General features: G+C 38.3%; 19 protein-coding genes, 1 other RNA gene and 5 pseudogenes. 14 read left to right on the forward strand and 11 right to left on the reverse strand.

Annotation, left to right across the window (positions count from 1 at the left end; genetic code table 11):
- Window positions 1-189: 189 nt before the first annotated feature.
- A pseudogene (locus V3224_RS07335) lies at window positions 190-732 on the forward strand (transposase); the annotation flags it as partial.
- 54 nt (window positions 733-786) lie between these two features.
- Here V3224_RS07335 and V3224_RS07340 read toward each other — a convergent pair.
- The 4 genes and pseudogenes from V3224_RS07340 to smpB form a co-directional block, all read right to left on the reverse strand.
- Window positions 787-1,074 carry a hypothetical protein gene (locus V3224_RS07340; RefSeq protein ID WP_334469589.1) on the reverse strand — a complete coding sequence of 96 codons (288 nt, stop codon included), beginning with the start codon at window positions 1,072-1,074 and terminating at the stop codon, window positions 787-789.
- A 167-nt stretch (window positions 1,075-1,241) separates the two neighbouring features.
- Window positions 1,242-1,538, reverse strand: a pseudogene (locus tag V3224_RS07345) (Rha family transcriptional regulator); the annotation flags it as partial.
- Between the two features lie 391 nt (window positions 1,539-1,929).
- Window positions 1,930-2,293, reverse strand: a transfer-messenger RNA (tmRNA) gene (gene ssrA, locus V3224_RS07350).
- Window positions 2,294-2,350: 57 nt separating this feature from the next.
- Complete coding sequence (smpB, locus tag V3224_RS07355) at window positions 2,351-2,833, reverse strand: SsrA-binding protein SmpB (protein ID WP_334469591.1); 483 nt, start codon at window positions 2,831-2,833, stop codon at window positions 2,351-2,353.
- A gap of 157 nt (window positions 2,834-2,990) precedes the next feature.
- Between smpB and V3224_RS07360 the strand changes: the two genes are divergently transcribed.
- Window positions 2,991-3,425: a type II toxin-antitoxin system RatA family toxin gene (locus tag V3224_RS07360; RefSeq protein ID WP_334469593.1), complete on the forward strand. Its 435-nt coding sequence runs from the start codon at window positions 2,991-2,993 to the stop codon at window positions 3,423-3,425.
- Window positions 3,418-3,708: an RnfH family protein gene (locus V3224_RS07365; RefSeq protein ID WP_334469594.1), complete on the forward strand. Its 291-nt coding sequence runs from the start codon at window positions 3,418-3,420 to the stop codon at window positions 3,706-3,708. The genes V3224_RS07360 and V3224_RS07365 overlap by 8 nt, the downstream gene beginning before the upstream one ends.
- 103 nt (window positions 3,709-3,811) lie before the next feature.
- On the opposite strand, the gene bamE is transcribed toward V3224_RS07365, so the two are convergent.
- From bamE to nadK, 3 genes are all read right to left on the reverse strand, one after another.
- On the reverse strand, window positions 3,812-4,171 hold the full coding sequence (bamE, locus tag V3224_RS07370) for an outer membrane protein assembly factor BamE (protein WP_032114779.1): 360 nt from the start codon (window positions 4,169-4,171) through the stop codon (window positions 3,812-3,814).
- 113 nt (window positions 4,172-4,284) lie between these two features.
- A complete protein-coding gene (recN, locus tag V3224_RS07375) occupies window positions 4,285-5,946 on the reverse strand; it encodes a DNA repair protein RecN (RefSeq protein ID WP_334469596.1) in 1,662 nt (553 codons plus the stop codon).
- Between the two features lie 86 nt (window positions 5,947-6,032).
- Window positions 6,033-6,932 carry an NAD(+) kinase gene (gene nadK, locus V3224_RS07380; RefSeq protein ID WP_334469597.1) on the reverse strand — a complete coding sequence of 300 codons (900 nt, stop codon included), beginning with the start codon at window positions 6,930-6,932 and terminating at the stop codon, window positions 6,033-6,035.
- Window positions 6,933-7,039: 107 nt separating this feature from the next.
- Here nadK and grpE point away from each other — a divergent pair, with 107 nt between their 5' ends.
- Window positions 7,040-7,648, forward strand: coding sequence for a nucleotide exchange factor GrpE (grpE, locus tag V3224_RS07385; RefSeq protein ID WP_334469599.1), 609 nt, complete (start codon window positions 7,040-7,042; stop codon window positions 7,646-7,648).
- 38 nt (window positions 7,649-7,686) lie between these two features.
- Here grpE and ung read toward each other — a convergent pair whose 3' ends face one another.
- On the reverse strand, window positions 7,687-8,370 hold the full coding sequence (gene ung / locus V3224_RS07390; RefSeq protein ID WP_310509198.1) for a uracil-DNA glycosylase: 684 nt from the start codon (window positions 8,368-8,370) through the stop codon (window positions 7,687-7,689).
- A gap of 334 nt (window positions 8,371-8,704) precedes the next feature.
- Here ung and V3224_RS07395 point away from each other — a divergent pair.
- Both V3224_RS07395 and V3224_RS07400 read left to right on the forward strand, forming a co-directional pair.
- A pseudogene (locus tag V3224_RS07395) lies at window positions 8,705-8,950 on the forward strand (autonomous glycyl radical cofactor GrcA); the annotation flags it as partial.
- Between the two features lie 194 nt (window positions 8,951-9,144).
- Window positions 9,145-9,285, forward strand: a pseudogene (locus tag V3224_RS07400) (glycine radical domain-containing protein); the annotation flags it as partial.
- A gap of 108 nt (window positions 9,286-9,393) precedes the next feature.
- On the opposite strand, the gene srmB reads toward V3224_RS07400, so the two are convergent.
- From srmB to V3224_RS07415, 3 genes and pseudogenes are all read right to left on the reverse strand, one after another.
- Window positions 9,394-10,722, reverse strand: coding sequence for an ATP-dependent RNA helicase SrmB (gene srmB, locus V3224_RS07405; RefSeq protein ID WP_334469601.1), 1,329 nt, complete (start codon window positions 10,720-10,722; stop codon window positions 9,394-9,396).
- A 175-nt stretch (window positions 10,723-10,897) separates the two neighbouring features.
- Window positions 10,898-11,542: an FAD-binding protein gene (locus tag V3224_RS07410; RefSeq protein WP_442890009.1), complete on the reverse strand. Its 645-nt coding sequence runs from the start codon at window positions 11,540-11,542 to the stop codon at window positions 10,898-10,900.
- Window positions 11,543-11,700: 158 nt separating this feature from the next.
- Window positions 11,701-12,684, reverse strand: a pseudogene (locus V3224_RS07415) (FAD-dependent oxidoreductase).
- A 251-nt stretch (window positions 12,685-12,935) separates the two neighbouring features.
- On the opposite strand from V3224_RS07415, the gene rpoE reads away from it, so the two are divergent.
- The 8 genes from rpoE to era all read left to right on the forward strand — a co-directional run bounded on the left by rpoE (window position 12,936) and on the right by era (window position 20,433).
- Window positions 12,936-13,511 carry an RNA polymerase sigma factor RpoE gene (gene rpoE, locus V3224_RS07420; protein ID WP_032114772.1) on the forward strand — a complete coding sequence of 192 codons (576 nt, stop codon included), beginning with the start codon at window positions 12,936-12,938 and terminating at the stop codon, window positions 13,509-13,511.
- Window positions 13,512-13,545: 34 nt separating this feature from the next.
- A complete protein-coding gene (rseA, locus tag V3224_RS07425) occupies window positions 13,546-14,172 on the forward strand; it encodes an anti-sigma-E factor RseA (protein WP_334469604.1) in 627 nt (208 codons plus the stop codon).
- A 5-nt stretch (window positions 14,173-14,177) separates the two neighbouring features.
- Window positions 14,178-15,143 carry a sigma-E factor regulatory protein RseB gene (rseB, locus tag V3224_RS07430; protein ID WP_334469606.1) on the forward strand — a complete coding sequence of 322 codons (966 nt, stop codon included), beginning with the start codon at window positions 14,178-14,180 and terminating at the stop codon, window positions 15,141-15,143.
- Entirely contained in the window at window positions 15,136-15,594 is a 459-nt protein-coding gene (gene rseC / locus V3224_RS07435) for a SoxR-reducing system protein RseC (RefSeq protein ID WP_334469608.1), read from the forward strand. Before rseB ends, rseC begins: the two co-directional genes overlap by 8 nt.
- Before the next feature lie 246 nt (window positions 15,595-15,840).
- Window positions 15,841-17,637: a translation elongation factor 4 gene (lepA, locus tag V3224_RS07440; RefSeq protein ID WP_334470345.1), complete on the forward strand. Its 1,797-nt coding sequence runs from the start codon at window positions 15,841-15,843 to the stop codon at window positions 17,635-17,637.
- 18 nt (window positions 17,638-17,655) lie between these two features.
- Window positions 17,656-18,624: a signal peptidase I gene (lepB, locus tag V3224_RS07445; RefSeq protein WP_334469610.1), complete on the forward strand. Its 969-nt coding sequence runs from the start codon at window positions 17,656-17,658 to the stop codon at window positions 18,622-18,624.
- A 199-nt stretch (window positions 18,625-18,823) separates the two neighbouring features.
- Window positions 18,824-19,528: a ribonuclease III gene (gene rnc, locus V3224_RS07450; protein ID WP_052044814.1), complete on the forward strand. Its 705-nt coding sequence runs from the start codon at window positions 18,824-18,826 to the stop codon at window positions 19,526-19,528.
- The gene (gene era / locus V3224_RS07455; protein ID WP_334469615.1) at window positions 19,525-20,433 is read left to right on the forward strand and encodes a GTPase Era; all 909 of its coding nucleotides are present in this window, start codon (window positions 19,525-19,527) and stop codon (window positions 20,431-20,433) included. Before rnc ends, era begins: the two co-directional genes overlap by 4 nt.
- Window positions 20,434-20,437: the final 4 nt, after the last annotated feature.

Raw genomic sequence — 20,437 nt, forward strand, 5'->3', positions numbered from 1 at the left:
AGTTTCGCACCAATAAAAAAACGCTCTATTTTTAAGTTTAATTCAGCATAATATATAAATAGATAAAACCTTATAAATCAAATACAACTTATTGTAATTTAAGAAAATTCATGTGTTTTAGTAACTTGCAGATTGATCATTGCTTTTAAGCCATTTCTAGAATTTTATATGCCTGTGCGAAACTCGTGTCTTGCTAAAAAAAGAGGGATCATGCCAGAAGCCGTAGTGATGGATGCTTGGTATTCTAGCCTGGATAACCTGAAATCAATTCGCTCTCATGGTTGGATCTGGGTAACCACGCTGAGGAAAAATAGGATTGTTAACCATAACAAACAACTGAACAAGTTAGACATCTCAGAAGAAGGAACGTCAATACACTTGCGAGGATATGGTTGGGTAACCGTTTTCAAATTTACAGCCAAAAACGGCCGTATTGATTACATAGTAACAAACAAAGAGAATCCCACCCGTCAATACCTCAAATCTATCATGGATGCCCGTTGGTCTGTTGAAGTTTATCATCGAGAAGTTAAACAAAACTGTGGTATTGAACGCTGTCAGGCTCGCACGAGCCGAGCGCAAAGAAATCATATTTTTCTCGCTATTTCTGCGTGGTTTGAACAACATAAACGTCGTATATCTGAAAAAATAACCCTTTATCAACAAAATTGGGACGTAATCAAAAGTGCTATTACTGAGCAAATCCGTGTTTTATTAGCGTACCCAAATTAGTTTTGTGCGAAACTCGTGATCTTTTCTCAATTACCCCATTCAAGGGGCATCCTATTAGCAGCGTTGGAGGAAATGGGTCAATTCCGCTTTATGCCAGTTTGAAAGGGCACCATTTAGCGTTAACTGGTTATCCTGTGTAGTCTGAGATAACAAAGTTTCTATCTCAGCAATAACTCTATCTGCATTTTCGCGTTTGCGGATAATCTGTTTAATTGCTAATTTCTCTGCATCGGCTATTTTATCTTGAAGCTCTTCCGTTACGTGCCAGATACGCTCACATTCTGTAGCAATAGAAGGAACTAACCGGACTTCCATCGGATAAGGTGAAGGAATGCCTGTCACTTCTCTTAATGCATACCAGATAGCATTATTCCATGAATCTCTAAAACGAAAGTTTTATCTCTAAAACGAAAGTTTTGTGTCATTAGGGCAATGATACGAGCAAGATTTTGTGTATCTTTGTTGCTGAACTTTTCGTGAGCTTCGGGTTGGTATTTTGGTACAGAATGTAACTCTGCTTCCATGCGGTTAAATTCAGCAATGTAGGCTTCTTTAAATGCAGCTGCTTTTTTGCCAGTAAATCCCATAACCAAGAATACGAAGCCATCTTTGGTCATTTCGTACATGGGACGTTTTTCACCTTTACTATCAGTGTAACTAACGGACACAAAATTGTGTTGGTTAAATGAAGGTGAGCAATCAAGATTTCTTATTTTATCTAAAACCCGTTCATGACGTTTACCAAAGTAATCTGCTACATCTCTAGATGTAGTAATGACTTTTCCATTATGGAAGGTAACTTTAGGTGTGATAGTAGAAAGTTGAATATTCATTCTTGTATCCTTTTTCAGAGGAAACCTGAAAGGCTCAGGCGGCCAAGTGCTGAAAACTTGTACAAGATCAAGCGGGTTTATTTCCATTGCTGGTCTTTTATTCGCCCACACTCGGCCATATCTAAAATATGGACACAAAAGATCCGCAATCTATCGTGCGCGGACTTACGTCTTGTAAGGTGTTTTCAGCGCCTAGTATAGAATATAGCGCATGATTTCTTCTTTCGTCAATGGGTATTGTTCAAGAAAAGCCGCGTGTCATTTGCGTATCTTTTTAAGTCCTATTGTTGTCATATCGAGGTCAGCTTAATTTTCATAACTTCCTGTTTTTAAAGCTATTGTCCTACTGCTGACCATGTAAATTTGGTGGAGCTGGCGGGAGTTGAACCCGCGTCCGAAATTTCTACATCCTCGGTACTACATGCTTAGTCTAGTCTTTACATTCGCCAGCTAGCTGTGGACAGACACACTACTAACAGACTAGCCTGATTAAGTTTAACGCTTCAACCCCAGGCTAGGCATCCACGCGATCTCTTTTAGGTTTGACCTCTCTTGATCCCCGTCCTAAGAGCGGAGGCTAGAGAGAGAGGGCTCTGCGCAGGTTATTAAGCTGCCAGTGCGTATTTATCGTCGTTTGCGACTATTTTTTTGCGGCTTTTTACGAGGCCAACCGCCCCTCGGCATGCACCTTGGGTTTCGCAAATCCCGTCGAATCCAGAATCAGCCCCAAGTTTATTACTTTAATTATATCAGAAAAAAACTTAATAATGCTAGTACTTAGCTCATTATCGACCTGCGTTTTTCATAATTCTCGCTTTGTCTAACTTCCATTCGCGATCTTTAATGTCAGAACGCTTATCGTGCTCTTTTTTACCCTTGGCGACACCAATTTTGACTTTACACCAGGCATTTTTCCAGTAAAGGGATAATGCTACCGCTGTGTGGCCTTCGCGATTGATTTTACCAAATAGCGAATCTAGTTCACGCTGATTTAGCAATAACTTTCGGGTGCGCATTGGATCACAAACCACATGGGAGGAGGCTACATTTAGCGGGGTAATTGTTGCACCAAAAAGATAAGCTTCACCTTCTTTCAGTAAAACATAACTGTAGCTAATATTGGCTTTACCTGCGCGCAGTGCTTTGACTTCCCAACCCTGCAAAGCTATGCCCGCCTCAATTTCTTCACTGATGAAGTATTCATGGCGTGCTCTTTTATTTAACGTAATCGTTGCCGAACCGGGCTTGTGTGCTTTTTTCTTTGTCATAATTGGCGATTATACTGTATGTATAAATAAATGGCACGGTAAGGATCTATTATTTGGTGTTAAGTGAGCATTTATTAGACTAAGTTGTCGTGCAGAATTTTTATTTAAGTGTATATCAATGTTATTATTGTTTCTGATTTATTTGGTGAGAATGGTTATGCCGCAAATTAGTCGATCTGCATTAGTGCCTTATAGTGCGGAGAAAATGTACAATTTAGTTAATGATGTAGATTCATATCCACAATTTTTACCAGGTTGTGTGGGCAGTCGGGTGCTGAATCATGTTAATAATGAAATGACTGCGTCGGTTGAGGTTGCTAAAGCGGGTATTAGTAAAACTTTTATTACGCATAATATATTGCAAGATAATAAGAGTATTCAAATACAGTTGGTAAAAGGGCCATTTCGTAAATTAATGGGTAATTGGTTATTTACACCTTTAAATGAAAATGCCTGTAAAGTGGAATTATATCTTGATTTTGAATTTACTAATAAATTGATTGAGTTGGTTTTTGGTCGGATTTTTAAAGAATTGTCTGGAAATATGGTGCAAGCTTTTACTCAACGTGCTCACGAGGTTTATCGTGGTTGAAATAAATATTGAGGTGGTTTATGCATTGCCAGATAGGCAATTTCTGTTGCGCGTCAAGCTAGCAGAGGGTGCGAGTGTTGAAGAGGCAATTATGCAATCAGGTATTTTGTCACTTCGAGATGGCATTGATTTGAGTAAAAATAAAGTCGGTATTTATAGTCGACCCGCTAAATTATCCGATGTCTTATCTGATGGTGATCGGGTTGAAATTTATCGTCCATTACTTGCTGATCCGAAAGAGATACGTCGTAAACGGGCAGAAAAAGCCAAACAAAAATCTTAATAATCTGTTTGTAATGAGGTAGGTTGACCGCCAATTTAAATGTCGCCTAATTGGCAGTCTATTAATATTTATTTAAATAAATATCAATAACGTGATGTAGCATCTACATAAGTGTTGATGCTTTTTGTGCTGCTAATGTATCGTTATTTTTAATGTCAACTAAAATCCCATTGCGATCAAAAGTGAGTGTTAGTGTTTGCTGTTTAACTTTTTCATGTCCAGGCTGTTGACGGAAAATATAATACCAAACTTGCTGGCCAAACGGTTCCTTTAGCATTGGTGTTCCTAATGTATAGGCTACTTGTTGTTGCGTCATTCCTTTTTGGATTTTTGCAACATCACTGGCAGAAAGATAGTTTCCTTGATTAATGTCAGGACGGTAAACAAGCCGTTCTGCTATAGAACAACCCGCTGTTAAAACAACAACAGACATAGCAGCAGCAATTAACAGTTTACAACGCATGGTCATATATTCCTTTAAGAGTCAGAATATCGATAATAATCGACATTGATGAAATTGAAAACCTTTCCTCATTTTTCTATGATCTATACTATACAATAAAGTTGAGGATGTTTTTAAGCAGCAAGTAGATCTTTTGCGCTAGCCAGGATGTTTTTTGTTACTTCACTACCACCCAGTAAACGGGCGATTTCTTGTAAGCGAGTTTTTTTATCTAATAATTGCATTTGTGTTTCTGTTTCACAGCCATTGGTCTGTTTACTCACATAAAAATGGTGATGTCCACAGGCTGCAACTTGAGGTAAATGGGTAACACACATAACTTGAGTTGAATTGCCTAATTCACGTAACAATTTTCCAACTACCGCGGCGGTAGCACCGCTGATACCCACATCAACTTCATCAAAAATAAGTGCGGGAGTATCCATTTTTTGGGCTGTAATGACTTGTATGGCCAGCGCGATGCGTGATAGTTCTCCACCTGAAGCAATTTTTATTAATGCTTGATGTGGTTGCCCAGGATTGGTTGTCATGTTGAACTCGACTTGGCTTGCTCCATCAATTTGTAAATGTTCAGGATTAAAATTTACATCAACCGTAAAATAGCCATGAGGCATTGAAAGTTGGTGCATACTGTTGGTGATTAATTGACTTAATTCACTGGCATATTGTTGCCGTATTTGGTGGAGTTTGCCGGCTATTTCTAATGCATATTGATGTTGAACTTCGACCTGACTAGTTAAGTGGTCACAATCATCTTGCTGCTGATTTAGTTTTTCTTGTTCTGACAGTAGTTGTTGGTGTAATTCAAACAATAATTCGGGCGCAACCCGATGTTTACGGGCTAAATTGACATATTTGGGGATGCGTTGTTCTAATTCGAATAGTTGGCTAGGATCTAGCTCCGTTCGATCACCATAATGACGCAATTCATTACTCACTTCATTAATTTGGATCGATGCCTCTTCAAGCATATCAAGTAAATGACTGAATTGATTACTAACAGAAGCAAGCTCATTAATTTCTTGCTTTGCATGATTTAGCATACTGATAATATTTTGTTCCTCATTGTCATTAAGAATTTGTAATGCATTTTGACTCAAGGAAAGAAATTGTTCACGATTTGCTAGCTGTTTATACTCTTGCTCTAATTTTTGATATTCATCAGCTTGTGGTATCAATTCACCCAATTCTTTAAGATGATATTCAATAAGTTGTTGGCGCGACAGGCGTTCAGTTGCTTGTTGTTGAAATTTCGTTAGTTCTTGGCAACTTTGATGCCAATTTTTCCAGGCCGATTTCATTTCAGCCAAGAGAGTGGTTTGGTTAGCGTAAGTATCCAACAGAAATTTTTGATGCTGATTATCTAATAATAATTGGTGAGCGTGCTGGCCATGTATTTGAATAAGTAACGTCCCTAGTTCGCGCAATTGTGATAAGGGAACCGCTGTGCCGTTAATAAAACCACGTGATCGTCCATCAGCAGTGATGGTTCTGCGTAGCAAGCATTCATTATGGTTATCTAACTGATAATTTTTAAGCCAATCTTGCGCTGAAGGAGTATCAGTAAGAGAAAAATAGGCACAGATATCGGTACGAGAAGCACCAGGGCGAACAATAGTGCTATCCGCTCGGTTGCCTAAACATAAACCTAATGCATCAATTGCAATTGATTTGCCAGCCCCTGTTTCACCGGTAATAGCACTCATACCAGGATGAAAATCAATTTCTAGTTTGCGGACAATGGCAAAATTATTGATGGTTAATTGAATAAGCATGTGCTTCTCCTGTATGTAAAAACACAACTGTTAATAAATACAGTATAAACTGGTTTTTTATACAGTAAAGTAGTAATTAAAAAAAATTAAAAGGTTTTCTTTGACCAGCCTAATTTTGAACTTAATGTATTGAAATAATTATAATCTTTTGGGTGGATGAGATTAAGTTTTTTATTACTTCGTTTGATTAATACTTCATCATCATCTTGGATAGGTAAAATAATTTGGCTGTCACAGCTGATTTCATAATTGATGTTTTTTTGTCTAAATTTTAATTTAATACTACTATCGCTGCTGATGACTAATGGACGCGATGAGAGGGTGTGAGGGAACATAGGGACTAGCGCGATAGCCTCAAGATTTGGAGTGAGTATCGGGCCACCGGCAGAGAGTGAATAAGCGGTTGAGCCAGTTGGTGTAGTAATAATTAGTCCATCGGAACGTTGTGAAAAGGCAAAGCGATCATCAATATAAACTTTAAATTCAATCATGTGAGCCACTTTGCCGGGGTGTAAAATGACCTCATTAATTGCCGTACTAATGCGAGGTTTGTGATTTTTTTTGCTGATTTGAGTTTCCAGTAAGAAGCGTTGTTCTTCATAGAAATGGCCAGCTAATACTTCTGTTAGCTTTTGTAGCGCGTTATCTGGCCCAAGATCAGTTAAAAAACCAAGGTTACCGCGATTGATGCCAATAACTTTATTTTCATAGCGTGATAGAACACGAGCAGCGCCAAGCATATTACCGTCACCGCCAACAACAATAATTAAATCAGCTGTTTTACCAATTTCTGTTAATCCACCAATGGTGGCATTTTTTAGTTTAAGCTGTTGAGCAATTTGTCGTTCAACAATAACTTTATATTTTTGCGCTCGAAGCCAATTATAAAGTTGTTCATGAGTTGCCAATGCCTCTGTATGTCGAGGATGACCAACAATGCCAATATATTCAAATAATGTCTTTTTTGCTGCTTTTCCGGTCAGCATGGTTTATTTCCTCTTATCAAGTTGGCGTGTTCTCTTGAATCCCAAACTTTTATCCCCATAATAAGCTAATAATCTGGATTAATGCTAAAAAGAATGTGGAGATACTCATGAGTAGTAAAGATCATAAAGTGCATGATGAGCAAGCCTCTAAACAAAAAGAATTAAAAAAATTACAAAAAAATGAGGCAAAAGAACAAGCAATTGAGACCGAACAACCAGTGAGTTCTACTGAAGAAGTATTAATTGATCCACGCATTACTGAATTAGAGCAGCAATTGCTTGAAGCGCAAAAACGTGAGCGTGAAGCGTTGCTACGCGCTAAGGCTGAAGTGGAAAATATTCGCCGCCGTACTGAGCAAGATGTTGAAAAAGCACACAAGTTTGCCCTAGAGCGGTTTGCCAATGAGTTGTTACCCGTTATTGATAATTTGGAAAGAGCAATCGAACTTGTTAATCGGGAAAATTCTGAATCGATGTCAATGCTTGAAGGACTTGAATTAACTTTAAAATCTTTTTTAGCTACTGTTGGCAAATACGGTATTAAGGTGGTAGCGGAGAAGAATGTTGCTTTCAATCCAGAACTGCATCAAGCCATGACCGTGATCGATTCAGAAGAACATGAACCTAATCAAGTTATTGATTTTATGCAGAAAGGCTATACTTTAAACGGTCGTTTACTACGCCCGGCGATGGTGATTGTGTCAAAAGCAAAATAAACTGAAATAATGCCACCCATATGGTGGTGGCATTTAGTTTATTGTTCTGGAATGAAAGGTGTCCAGTCTATCGGGCTTAATCCTTGTTTTATGAGTATTTCATTGGTTTTGGAAAAATGTCTGCATCCAAAGAAACCTCTATGGGCCGAGAGTGGTGAAGGATGGGGCGCTTTAAGCACAAAATGTTTTTGGTTATCGATAAATTGGCCTTTTTTCTGCGCATGAGATCCCCACAATAAAAAAACCACGCCAGCACGGTGTTGATTAATTGCCGCTATAACCTTATCCGTAAATGTTTCCCAGCCAAGATGGGCGTGAGAATGAGCTTTGCCTTGTTCAACGGTTAAAACCGTGTTTAATAATAATACCCCTTGTTGTGCCCAACTGACGAGATAACCATGATTGGGGTATTGGAAATCGGCAATGTCTTTTGCCAGTTCTTTGTACATATTAACCAGTGAAGGCGGTGCAGGAATACCTGGCCGAACTGAAAACGAGAGTCCGTGCGCTTGATTCGGTCCATGGTATGGATCTTGTCCTAGGATCACAACTTTTACTTCGCTGAGTTCGGTGTAACGGAAAGCGTTGAAGACATCTTTTTGTGGTGGATAGATTGTTGTGCCATGTTGACGTGCTTTGGCAACATAAGCCAGGGTGTTACGGAAGTAATCTTGTTCTTTTTCTAGGCCGATGACATCGTGCCAGCTGGGCAAAGAGGGCATAACCATTCCTTTAGGTTTTGATTAATATCATGTTTAACTTAATATCTACGTTATATGAGGTAAATTTTAAAACGGAAATCGCTTATTTTTCATTATATATTTTGATATTAAAAATATTTTCTAAAAATTATAATTTTTTTTAAATGAAAAATTGATTTAAAACAGTAACCTGTCGATAATATTATTAATAACGCTTTGAAATTATTGATTAATGTCAATGAATTGCTGATATTTAATTGATATATATTTTATAGAAATAATGGTTATAGCAAATAGCCAATTTGAAAATAATTTCAAATTGTTATTTCAATCTTGTTCGAATTTGGAGGTCGACATGGTTATTGGAATTCAGATTACTAAGGCAGCTAATACAGCACTATTAAATTCCTTTTGGTTATTAGACGATGAAAAAAATGAAGCTCGCTGTATTTGCGCTAAAACTGATTTTAATGAAGGACAAATTGTTGCCAAGGAGTTGTTAGGTTCGTTTGAATATCGCGAAATTCCCCTTGAGGTTAAACCGCAGGTGTCAGTAGAAGGCGGACAACATTTAAATGTTAATGTTCTGACTCGGGAAACATCACGAGTTTCGCACCAATAAAAAAACGCTCTATTTTTAAGTTTAATTCAGCATAATATGTAAATAGATAAAACCTTATAAATTAAATATAACTTATTGTAAATTAAGTAAATTTATGCATTTCAGTAACTTGCAGATTAATCATTACTTTTAAGCCATTTCTAGAATTTTATAGGCCTGTGCGAAACTCGTGAACATTAGAAGATGCGATTGAAAACCCAGAAAAATATCCTCAATTGACCATTCGTGTTTCAGGCTATGCGGTGCGTTTTAATTCTTTAACACCTGAGCAGCAACGCGATGTTATTACGCGTACTTTTACACAAAGTTTATAATAAAATAGCACTCAATTAATTTATTGATAATTAATAGCCGGATAATCTTATCAGGCTATTAATTTTTGTTATTTCACCAAATCAATCAATAAATAGTTTAAATATTTATTATTTGTTATCAGTTTGCTTTACTGATGGTTGACGACGTTTGCCAATATTTTTACTGTCGCGATGGCGTTCTTTGGTTTTTTTCTTTTTTTGTTGGTCAATTTTTTTCTTTTCTTGTCGTTTTAGCTGGATTTTTTTCGATGGTTTGGGTTTACGTAGTGAACCTTCAGCCGGCGCTTTGGTGGTAGGCCGAAGGCTATCGATGACGCGTATTTTTAATGGTTCTTTAAGATAACGGTTGATTTTACCTAATAGCGGTTGATCATGGGCTTCTACTAAGCTAATTGCAATTCCTTTTCGTCCCGCGCGTGCGGTTCTACCAATTCGATGCAGATAAACATCAGCAGTATGCGGTAAGTCGAAATTGAATACGTGACTAATATCGTCAATATCAAGGCCACGTGAGGCAACATCGGTCGCGACTAAGACGTTAATTTGCCGACTATTTAGGCGTTTAACCGCTTCAGTCCGTTTTGCTTGAACCATTTCTCCTTCAAGTAACCAGGTTTTTATTTTGGCTTGCTGTAACCATTGAACTAACTCATGTGCTCTTTCGCGTTTACGGACAAAGATAATAGATTTAGTGGCATCGGGTTGTTTTAACAGATGGCAAAGTAGCGCAGTTTTATGTTCGAGGTTATCAGCGCGATAATAGTATTGTTGGATCTTTTTTCGTTCACGCCTTGAAGGATCAGAATCAATTTCATAAGGATTATTTAGTAATCGATTAGCAAAATCGTGAATGACATCACCCGCTAGTGTTGCTGAAAATAGCATAGTTTGTTTGCGCCAGCGTGTTTCACCGGCAATGGTTTCAATGTCGTTGGCAAATCCCATATCAAGCATTCGATCAGCTTCATCTAAAATTAACGTTTCGATCGCCCGACAATCAAAATTTTCTTCTTTAATATACTGTAGTAAGCGGCCTGTGGTTGCGACCACAATATCTTGGTTTTCACTAAAAATTTCAGCGTGGTTAATATAAGATACCCCGCCAGTAATGGTTGCGATATCAAGATGGGTGTATTTGGCTAATTCTTTTGCTTGTTCAGCTACTTGCATTGCCAGTTCACGGGTTGGCGCTAATATGAGAATACGCGGTGGCCCAGATCGTTTACGTGGAAAATCAAGTAAATGTTGGATCACCGGCAGTAAGTAAGCGGCAGTTTTTCCTGTTCCTGTAGGCGATGAACCTAAAATATCGTGTCCTTCCATAGCGGCAGGGATAGTTGTAAGCTGAATGGCTGTCGGGCGGTCATAGCCTTTATCATCCAGTGCATTGAGAAGACTTTGGTCTAACTCAAGTTCAGAAAATGTGGTTGCAGTCATTGTATACCTCTGGTTAGGCAATGGATTATAAACAGAACGTCCAAATTGTTCATCTATTAAAATGTTTTGTTGAATGTTTGAGTGATCATATAAATAATTATTAGTAATTAATGGCAATTTGGTCGCATTTTCTCCTTCATATATGAAAGAGGGTTAATTATATTCCCCTCTCTAGTTATTTAGTTGATGGGGTCAAAATAGTCGGTTTAGCATCTGGTTGCTGTTGCGGATAATCTAATGTGTAATGTAATCCACGGCTCTCTTTACGATCAAGCGCACAGCGGATCATCAATTCAGCTACTTGCACAAGGTTACGCAGTTCCAATAAATTATTTGATAAACGGAAATTTGAATAGTATTCCTCTATTTCTTGTTGTAGTAAATGGATGCGCCGCAATGCCCGGGTCAGTCGTTTGGTCGTTCTGATAATTCCCATATAATCCCACATGAACAGTCTTAACTCATGCCAGTTATGTTGAATAACAACTTGTTCATCTAAATTATGACATTGATTTTCATTCCATTTGGCTAGTGTAGATGGCATATCAATTTGTTCGATATGTTGTTTTATCTGTTTTGCCGCAGACCATCCATAGATGAGACACTCTAATAATGAATTGGATGCTAGTCGGTTGGCGCCATGTAACCCGGTATAACTGACTTCACCAATAGCATATAGGTGTCGAAGATCGGTTTGACCATAATGATCCACCATAACACCACCGCATGTATAATGCGCCGCCGGTACAATCGGAATTTGCTCATTGGTAATGTCGATACCTAATGTGGCTAATTTATGATAGATACACGAGTTTCGCACAGGCATATAAAGTTCTAGAAATGGCTTAAAAGCAATGGTTAATCTGCAAGTTACTAAAACACATAAATTTTATTAAATTACAATAATTTGTATTTAATTTATAAGGTTTTGTCTATTTATATATCATGCTGAATTAAACTTAAAAATAGCGCGTTTTTTTATTGGTGCGAAACTCGTGAGATAGTTGGAAAATGTCGTTTTATCTCGCTTGCCGGCTGATGGCTAATATCAAGAAACATACAATCTGCCCCCAAGCGTTTCATTTCATGATCAATGGCCCGGGCAACTATATCACGAGGGGCAAGTTCCGCTCTTTTATCAAAATCAGGCATAAAGCGGCTGCCATCAGGTCGCTTCAGATAGGCACCTTCACCTCGTAACGCTTCAGTTAGTAGAAAATTGCGCGCTTGTGGATGATAAAGACAAGTCGGATGAAACTGATTAAATTCAAGATTGGCTACACGACAACCGGCTCGCCAGGCCATTGCAATTCCATCACCTGATGAAATGTCAGGATTGGTAGTATATTGATATACTTTTGCGGCTCCTCCGGTTGCTAAAACTGTCACTTTTGCATGGCAAATAACGATTTGTTGTTGATTGAGATCCCAAATGTAAGCACCGATAATTGTTGTTGGATCTTTATCTGAGCGGATCAAATCGATCGCGTTATGCTGCTCCTTAATCGTGATATTCGGATGTTTGATGGCTTTTTCAACCAAGGTGGTTTCTACTTGCTTGCCTGTTGCATCGGCATGATGAAGAATACGGCGATGGCCACCTTCTTTTGCAAGATGATATTGTTCTTTACCGGCCAAATTTAGCTCTTTATCAAATAAAAGACCTTGATTGATAAGCCATTGGACAGAATGGCGGGCATTGCAAGCGACAAATTCAACGTTTTTTTATCACACAGCCCGGCACCGGCAATTGAAAGTATCATTAACGTGGGCTTCTATACTATCGGTTTGATCAAAAACCGCTGCAATTTCACCTTGAGCATAGTAAGATGCGCCTTCAGTTGAAATGTTTTTACTAAGTATCGTTATTTGGTATTGTGGCGCTAATCGAAGTGCTAACGACAGACCGGCGATGCCACTACCAATGATTAAAATATCCGTATAATGTTGTGTTGATGGCATAATATTTTATTACTAAGGTTTCGGAATAGAGTAAATTACCATGTTAGCCTATTCTTTTATTTAGAGTAAATACGATGGCCTTGAAAGAACTTTTCTTATGGTTTAGCTTAGATTAAATATAAATAATTTAAATTGACTGGAACTTTGCGAGTTTTTGTTACTCAAAAAAATGCTTGCTTACAAATGAGAGAAAACATGGCGGGTTCAAATAAGGAAAATATGAGGCTTATTTTCGGGAGAAGTGACCTCGAATGAGCGAGCAGTTAACAGACCAGGTGCTGGTTGAACGGGTACAAAAAGGGGATAAAAAAGCTTTTAATTTACTGGTTATTAGATACCAGAATAAAGTTGTGAGCCTTGTTTCTCGTTATGTGCCGCAGGGAGATGTACCGGATGTAGCTCAAGAGGCATTTATTAAAGCTTATCGCGCTATCAGTTCATTTCGTGGTGAAAGCGCATTTTATACTTGGCTTTACCGGATCTCTGTAAATACAGCAAAAAATTATCTTATATCCCAAGGACGTCGACCGCCATCGAATGATTTGGATGTAGTTAATGCAGAGAATTTTGAGGCTTCTAATGCATTAAAAGAAATTTCGAACCCTGAGAATTTAATGTTGTCAGAAGAATTGAGAAAAGTAGTCTTCCGGACTATAGAGTCACTTCCTGAAGATTTACGTCTGGCAATTACGCTTAGGGAGTTAGATGGACTAAGTTATGAGGAGATAGCGCTTATTATGGATTGTCCTGTTGGTACAGTTCGTTCGCGCATTTTTCGAGCAAGAGAAGCTATTGATAATAAAGTGCAACCGCTAATACGAAATTAAATGCGGCTCACATTTTACTGAAGGGTACTTTGGCATGCATAGAGAGAGACTTTCCGCTTTAATGGATGGAGAGATCTTTGATTCAGAATTGATCCATACCATTTTACAAGATGTTTCGTTACAGAAACGATGGGAGAGCTACCATCTTATCCGCGACAGTTTGAGAGGCGATATCAATGAAGTTATCCATCTTGATATTACCGACAAAGTAGAGCAGGCGCTGGCAAGTGAGCCTATCCAAATTGCGCCTAATGCAATACCGGAGTCACAACCTGTACCTGCTAGCTGGTGTTTAATGCCTTTTTGGCGTAAGCTTCGCCCTTGGGCTAACCAGATGACGCAAGTTGGTGTCGCAGCGAGCGTTGCCGTAGCTGTTATTGCAGGTGTTCAGAATTATAATACGTCTAGCATAGAAACTGATGTCAAATCTGACTCACCCATATTTAATACGGTACCTATCATGGGGGCTGCGTCGCCTGTGAGTTTAAATCTATCTAATGATCAATTGTTTGCTCATCCACAAACCGAGCAGCTAGAACAACGTAATCGCCGACTTGGTCTGATGTTACAACAATATGAGCTTGAGCGTCGTTCAATGCTGAATCAAAGTGTAACATCATCTTCACCAGTAGCAGAAAAATCTTACTCAGGAGCAGAATAGTAGTAATGAAGCATTGGTTATCCGCCCTCTTTTTTTTGCTGGGCGGTTTATTGTTGCCTTTACATTCCTATGCGAAAGAATTATCGGCTGAAACTTTATTAACTGATATGGGTAATGCAGTAAAGTCTTTACCCTACGAATTATCATTTATTATTGTCAATCCACAAGGTATAACGCCGATCAGATACCGTCATGTCACTATTGACAATCAACCAATTGCTCAAATGATGCAGATGGATAATTCTCGTCGTGAAATTATTCAGAAAGGTAATCAAGTTAGCTACTTTGAGCCAGGATTTGATTCTTTTAGCTTAGAGGGCGCTTATATCGTTGATTATTTGCCGTCGGTAGTTTTTGCTAATTTTACTAAACTGCAATCCTATTATAATTTCATTAAGTTAGGCAGAACACATATTGGTGATATAAGCTGTCAGGTTATTCGTGTTATACCGAAAGATAATTCACGTTTTAGCTATATCTTATTAATTGATGAAAAAAGCAAGTTACCATTGAGCATTGATCTTTTAGATAGTAAGAATGAAATATTAGAGCAATTTAGAGTTGTCTCTGTGGCTTTTAATAGTCAAGCGTTGCTGAAATCAATGCATGTGATCGCATCGTTGAATATGCCTCCCTTATTACTTATCCCCAAATCGATCACTAAGCGATTTAACTGGCAAATAAACCAACTGCCGTTGGGATTTGAAGAAATTTCACGTAGTTGTAAAGAGATTGCTGCTAATGAATCTTTAGAGGCCATGTTATTTAGTGATGGGTTATTTAGTTTTTCTATTAATGTTACTAAAGCAGGTGAGCATCAACTTAGTGAAAAACCATTTCGTAAAGGTGGTTTAACTATTTATACGGTGATAAAAGGACAATACGAAGTGACGGTTATTGGCCAGTTACCATTGTTAACCGCTAGCCAGATTGCAGCTAATGTTAGTTTTAAAGAGGCTAGTAATGGTTAAAGAGTGGGCAACGGTTGTGTATTGGCATAATGGTCGAGCTGTGTTGCGATATGGTTCTAATTCCGGTTGTGGTAGTTGTGCTGCTCGCTCAACTTGCGGATCTTATATTCTCAATAAAATAGGACGGAAAACTGAGTATCAATTAGAACTTGAGGTCAGTCAGCCTCTGATAGTTGGTCAGAAAATTGAAGTCGGGATCCCTGAAGCCCGTTTATTACGTTCAGCAATGCTTGTTTACCTTACCCCATTACTTGGCCTTTTTATCGGCAGTGGGGTTATGCAATTTCTTTTTTTAAATCAATTTATTATATTTTTAGGTGCAGTTATTGGTGGCTGTGTTGGCTTTTTTCTGGCAAAAAAAATTGCGCATTATTGGGAAAAAGAGACGCTATATAAACCGATCATTTTACAAATAGGTTTACCGCCTGATGAATTAAAACAGCAAGTATGAATGACATAGTAAGCCTAAATGCCTATCATTAGTAATTACATATCGTCACTAATCTATGTCTATAACCGCCTTATTCATAAAAACGACTTTTTCATTATCAATGATTCTTTGAGTTGTTTGTCGCTTATATGTAAAATGCATTCCCAAGATTGTTATAACAGCTTTTATTAGTTTTAGCTTTGTAGGGCTAAGCTATCGCTAAAACTGATTTTATAAGGCCATTTAGAAGAAGATATAACCTTGAAAATCAAACATATAAGAAATTTTTCCATCATCGCTCACATTGATCATGGTAAATCAACTCTGTCGGATCGTATTATCCAGATCTGTGGTGGCCTTTCTGATCGTGAAATGGCAGCCCAGGTATTAGATTCTATGGATTTGGAGCGGGAACGAGGGATCACAATAAAAGCGCAGAGTGTTACCCTGAATTATAAAGCCAGTGATGGTGAAACCTATCAGCTTAATTTTATTGATACACCTGGCCATGTTGACTTCTCTTATGAAGTATCCCGTTCATTAGCTGCTTGTGAAGGGGCATTACTGGTTGTTGATGCAGGGCAAGGTGTTGAAGCGCAAACCCTTGCTAATTGCTATACTGCTATTGAAATGGATTTAGAAGTTGTTCCTGTACTTAATAAAATCGATTTACCTGCGGCAGAGCCTGATCGGGTAGCTGAAGAAATTGAAGATATTGTTGGCATCGATGCTCATGATGCTGTTCGATGCTCAGCAAAAACAGGATTAGGGGTACAAGACGTAATTGAGCGGCTAGTTAAAGAGATCCCACCACCAGAAGGTGATCCGGCAGCGCCTTTGCAGGCATTAATTATTGATTCGTGGTTTGATAATTATTTAGGTGTTGTTTCGCTGGTACGGATTAAAAATGGTACGCTTTGTAAAGGTGATAAAATTAAAGTGATGAGCTCTGGCCAACTTTATAATGTTGATCGCTTAGGAATTTTCACACCCAAACGAATTGATCGTCAACAACTAAATTGTGGTGAAGTCGGTTGGCTGGTCTGTGCCATAAAAGATATTCACGGCGCGCCGGTTGGCGATACATTAACTAGCGCTCGTCATTCTTCAATACAGGCGTTGTCTGGTTTTAAAAAAGTAAAACCGCAGGTTTACGCCGGTTTATTCCCCGTTAGCTCTGATGATTATGAAGCATTTCGTGACGCTTTAGCTAAATTAAGCTTGAATGATGCTTCGTTATTTTATGAACCAGAGAGTTCAACTGCATTAGGTTTTGGATTTCGGTGTGGTTTCCTTGGCCTACTTCATATGGAGATTATCCAGGAGCGTTTGGAACGTGAATATGATTTGGATCTTATTACAACCGCGCCTACAGTTATTTATGAAGTTGAGTTAACAAATGGTGATGTCATCTATGTTGATAGTCCCTCTAAATTACCAGCACTTAATAATATAAATGAATTACGCGAACCAATTGCAGAATGTAACATGCTAATGCCTAAGGAATATCTTGGTAATGTTATTACGCTCTGCGTAGAAAAACGCGGTGTTCAGACTAATATGGTTTACCATGGTAATCAGGTCGCATTAACCTATGAAATTCCTATGGCTGAGGTGGTGTTAGATTTCTTTGATCGCTTGAAGTCTACTTCTCGAGGATATGCTTCATTGGATTATGGCTTTGTCCGCTTCCAGGCGGCTGATATGGTGCGTCTAGATGTGTTAATTAATGGTGAAAGAGTGGATGCCTTAGCCTTGATTCCCCATCGTGCAAATGCACCATATCGTGGTCGTGAGCTAGTTGATAAAATGAAAGATCTGATCCCGCGCCAACAGTTTGATATTGCAATCCAGGCTGCAATTGGTACCCATATTATAGCGCGTTCAACGGTGAAACAATTACGTAAAAATGTATTAGCTAAATGTTATGGTGGTGATGTTAGCCGTAAGAAAAAATTACTACAGAAACAGAAAGAAGGTAAGAAACGTATGAAGCAGGTTGGTAATGTTGAACTACCACAGGAAGCGTTCCTTGCTATTCTTCACGTAGGTAAAGATAACTAACCGTTGTAAGGAGTCATAATGGCTAACACTTTTTCTTTGATCTTGACGCTGGCGACCTTGATTACAGGGATTATCTGGGGTATTGATCGTTTTAAATTAGCACCTGCTCGTAAGAAGAAAATGGCGCAGCAGCAAAAAGTTACTGACGGAAGCGTAGAGCAGACGCATTTAGCTGAAAGTATTCATAAACCATCATGGGTTGATACTTGTTCATCTATTTTTCCGATATTAGCGATTGTATTAGTGATACGTTCGTTTATTTATGAGCCATTTCAAATCCCGTCAGGTTCAATGATGCCTACCTTATTGGTCGGTGATTTTATACTAGTAGAAAAGTTTGCTTATGGATTAAAAGATCCTGTTACCCAAACAACATTATTGGAAACAGGAAAACCTAAACGTGGTGATATTGCGGTATTTAAATATCCTAAGGATCCTAGTGTAGATTTTGTTAAACGTGTTATTGGTCTACCTGGTGATAAAATTGTTTATGATCCTGAACAAAAAGAGTTACGTATATATCCGAATTGTTCAATTTCAAACTGTGTTCGAGCGTTACCAATTATCTATTCTTCATTAAAAGAGAGTGAATGGTCTTTATTTTTTAATATTGACTCTATGGTCGAAAGTCAGAAAGGAAGTTATCAAATTCCATTGGGCGAACCAGTACCAAGTAACGCATTACGTCAAGCGGAAAGAATCGAAAAATTAGATGATACTAGCCATGAAATCTTAGTGATCCCACAAGTATATACTCAGTCACGTTACCAACAGCCCGGTTTACCAGACAATGAATGGATTGTTTCCCCTAAACACTATTTTATGATGGGAGATAATCGGGATAATAGTGCAGATAGTCGTATGTGGGGTTTTGTGCCAGAAGAAAATTTAGTTGGGCGTGCAGTTATTATCTGGTTTAGCCTTGATAAGCATGAGGGTGAATGGCCAACTGGAGTGCGTTTAAGTCGTATTGGTGCAATCAACTAATAAAATAATGAGATAAACTAATCATTAATGCTAAATTGATTTATATCGTAATCGATATAGAATATAGCACGATAATCAAAAATGATGGTTTCTTGAACGATATCAGGAAACCTGCCAACGCAACAGTTTTGTAAAAATTTATTTTGCAGATCTGTTGCGTATGCTTTTTGTAATTTGATAATGAAATAATTGGTAGCACATGAATTTTTCTTTAATTGAGTGGTCAGAGCGACAAGAAATTAAACAGCTACAGCGTAAGCTTGGCTATACTTTTAAACAAATTGAATTATTAAAGCAAGCGTTAACTCATCGTAGTGCCAGTAGTAGTCACAATGAGAGATTGGAGTTTTTAGGCGATTCAATTCTTAGTTTTGTGATTGCCAATGATCTTTATCATCGTTTTCCTAAGGTTGATGAAGGCGATATGAGTCGTATGCGAGCAACATTGGTCAGGGGTAATACACTGGCTGAGCTTGCACGAGAGTTTGATTTGGGAGAATGTTTGCGTTTAGGGCCAGGTGAATTAAAAAGCGGTGGTTTTCGTCGAGAATCAATATTAGCAGATACAATCGAAGCGTTAATTGGCAGTATTTTTTTAGATAGTGATATTCAAACGACTGAACAAATTGTTTTAGCTTGGTATGACACTCGATTAATAGAAATTAGCCCCGGCGATAAACAAAAAGATCCTAAAACACGTTTACAAGAGTATTTACAGGGACGCCATTTACCTTTACCAAGTTATTTGGTAGTTCAAGTTCGCGGTGAAGCGCACGATCAGGAATTTACTATTCATTGTCAGGTTAGTGGTATAAATGAACCGGTTGAAGGAGTGGGTTCAAGTCGTCGTAAGGCTGAACAAGCCGCAGCTGAACAGGCATTAAAAATATTGGAGCTTGAATGAGCAAACAGAAAACCTATTGTGGATTTGTAGCCATTGTAGGGCGCCCAAATGTGGGTAAATCAACATTATTGAACCAATTACTCGGGCAAAAGATTTCTATTACTTCACGTAAACCACAGACAACCCGTCATCGCATCATGGGCATTGAGACAGAAGGTAATTATCAAACAATTTATGTCGATACTCCAGGATTGCATGTAGAAGAAAAGCGCGCAATAAATCGTTTAATGAATCGGGCAGCAAGTAGCTCAATTGGTGATGTGGAACTGATTATTTTTGTTGTTGAGGGCACACATTGGACAATCGATGATGAGATGGTAATAAATAAGCTGCGTCATTTGCCTTGTCCGGTATTATTAGTGATCAATAAAATTGATAATGTAGTGTATAAAACCCGTTTGCTGCCCCATATTGAATTTCTTAGCAAGCAAATGAATTTTCTGGATATTGTGCCAATTAGTGCAGAAAAAGGTACCGGTATCGATATTATTACTAAAATTGTCCGTCAACATATGCCAGAAGCAGCACATTATTTTCCAGTGGACTATATCACTGATCGTTCACAACGTTTTATGGCTGGTGAAATTATTCGTGAGAAATTAATGCGTTTTCTCGGCGATGAGCTCCCTTATTCGGTCACAGTTGAAATTGAGCAATTTGTGGTAAATGAACGCGGTGGCTATAACATTCATGGCCTGATTTTGGTTGAAAGAGATGGCCAGAAAAAAATGGTTATTGGCAATAAAGGTAGCAAAATTAAGAAAATTGGCATTGAAGCCCGGATGGATATGGAAAAACTTTTTGCTACTAAGGTTCATCTTGAACTTTGGGTGAAAGTTAAAGCCGGATGGGCTGATGATGAACGTGCACTGCGTAGTTTAGGCTATATGGACGATCTTCATTAAGGCG

The organism is Arsenophonus sp. PmNCSU2021_1 (assembly GCF_036919435.1).
In the GTDB taxonomy this organism is placed as follows: domain Bacteria; phylum Pseudomonadota; class Gammaproteobacteria; order Enterobacterales; family Enterobacteriaceae; genus Arsenophonus; species Arsenophonus nilaparvatae.